This window comes from Beduini massiliensis, from assembly GCF_000829905.1.
Lineage (GTDB): Bacteria > Bacillota_I > Bacilli_A > Erysipelotrichales > Coprobacillaceae > Beduini > Beduini massiliensis.
The window spans coordinates 1-1,460 of the sequence record NZ_CDPP01000001.1 but is presented as its reverse complement, the minus strand read 5'-3'; the positions used below and the strand labels follow the sequence as shown (position 1 = coordinate 1,460).

1 protein-coding gene is annotated in these 1,460 nt (G+C 36.2%); it reads right to left on the bottom strand.

Annotated elements, in window-relative coordinates; all coding sequences use genetic code 11:
- Positions 1-558: 558 nt before the first annotated feature.
- The coding region (locus tag BN1225_RS00005) for a PTS sugar transporter subunit IIC (protein ID WP_041137786.1) at positions 559-1,460 on the bottom strand (902 nt) is incomplete at its 5' end.

The following is a 1,460-nucleotide window of genomic DNA, read 5'->3' as shown; positions in this document are numbered from 1 at the left end:
CGATTGTAACTGGCATGATAACAACGAAGGCATCCCTGATTGCAACTAAGTGTCTTTGAGACCCGATTCTAGCTGCAAGAGGGACAAATTTTTCTTCCAAAAATTTCATTGTCTTTTTTCCTCCCGTTGATTTTGACCTAGCTTGCTCAAGGCTAAGCTTGATAGTTTAAATTACTATCGCTTCATCTATCTCTACTATACTCTTTGTAAGCGCTTTTGTCAATTAAATTGAAAGCGATTTCTAAAAAAGTTCACAGAAAGTTCATAATTAATGAAACATAAATGAAAGCGATTATTACAACAGTAAACTATCAATGAATATGGAAAAAACAACCTTATAAAATAATGTTTTATGAACTATTCCGCTGATTAATTCACATATAGTTCACATTATTTCCATACATATTCCGATCATTCCTACCATAAACCGCGCCTTGACCTTCCCCTTTAATACTATACTTCATTTTACGAATCACATTTCCTTATTAGAACTACATTTATTATAATATTAAAAAAGCCGAAGCTTACGCTTCAGCTGATTTGAGCAATATTTAATTGTTATTCTGCATTGGCATTTTGTTTGTTTGATACCATAACAAATGGCATCCATAATAATGTCAATAGTACGATTTCGATAGCATTGTAGATCGCTGCCTTGATTCCTCCACCTGTTGCTAAGAATGCGAACAAGATTGGTGGTGTTACCCAAGGTGCTGTTAACGAAACTCTTTCGATAATGTTCAAGTCCATTAAGATGTAAGTCAATGCTGCCAAAATAACTGGTCCTGCAATGAATGGTAACATGTAGATTGGGTTCATTACGATAGGTACACCAAATGTGATAGGTTCATTAATTTCGAATAAACCTGGTGCAATTGAGATTCCGATAACTGTACGTTCTGCTTGTACTTTACCGAAGATCAATACGGCAATGATTAATCCTAATGTTGATCCTGATCCACCGATAACAGCGAATGGTGCCATACCATGAGCGATGTTTGGAATATCTGCTCCTGTTTTTCCTGCTTCATAAGCTGCTGTGTTTTCTAATAACATTGGAGTAAAGATTGGTGTTGTTACTGATCCAACAATGTTTGCCCCATGTAACCCGAATACCCATAAGAAGTTAATTAAGAAGTAAACTAAGATTACTGTACCTAATGTATCCGCTACACTGTTTAATGGTGCAGACACGAATTTCTGTACGATTGTCCATAAGTTCATTCCTGCTAATTTATCAATATAGATTCCAGCTGCTACAATTAAGATAACTGTAATGATAGCTGGGATCAATACTGTAAATGATCCGGCTACTGCTGGTGGTACTCCATCTGGCAACGTGATTTTTAATTTATCGTTTCTTGATAATCTTACGAAGATTTCTGCAACGATAATCGTTAAAATCATCCCTACGAACATCCCGTTTGAATCCAGTTTGTTCGCTGCTAATCCGCCGCTGG